Source organism: bacterium (genome assembly GCA_020440705.1).
In the GTDB taxonomy this organism is placed as follows: domain Bacteria; phylum Krumholzibacteriota; class Krumholzibacteriia; order LZORAL124-64-63; family LZORAL124-64-63; genus JAGRNP01.
Window position 1 is genome coordinate 1 of sequence record JAGRNP010000332.1, and the last position, 585, is coordinate 585.

The 585-nt window shown below is 69.7% G+C and carries 1 protein-coding gene; it reads right to left on the reverse strand.

All coding sequences use genetic code 11. The features are described 5' to 3' along the window. On the reverse strand, nt 1–585 hold a 585-nt coding region (locus KDM41_18655; protein MCB1185445.1), incomplete at both ends, for a response regulator.

Here is a 585-nt window from a genome sequence, read left to right on the forward strand (position 1 = left end):
TGAGTCCCGGCAGGCCCACGTCCGACACCAGCAGGTCGAAATGGCGCGGGCCGTCGAGCAGCACCAGCGCCGATTCGGCGTCGCCCGCTTCGGCATAGGCATAACCCAGCTCGGCCAGCACCGAGACGATGATCTCGCGCACGCTGGGCTCGTCCTCCACCACCAGGATGCTCTCGCCCGCCTGTGCGCCTTCGACCGCCACGCGGGCCGGCGCCGGTTCGGCCTCGCCGTCCGAGAGGTCGCGCGGCAGGTACAGCGTGACGGTGGTCCCGCGGCCCGGCTCGCTCTGGATGCGCACATGGCCGCCGGCCTGCTTGACGAAGCCGTACACCATCGACAGGCCCAGGCCGGTCCCCTGGCCGATGGGCTTGGTGGTGTAGAACGGTTCGAACGCGCGGGTGATGACCGATTCGGACATGCCCACGCCGGAGTCGCCCACGCTCACCGCCACGTATTCGCCCGGCGCCAGCTCGACCTGGGTGGCGGCGTAGGCGTCGTCGATCTGGCAATTGGCAACCTCGATGCCGAGCTCGCCGCCGTCGGGCATGGCGTCACGCGCATTGATCACCAGGTTGAGCAGCGAAC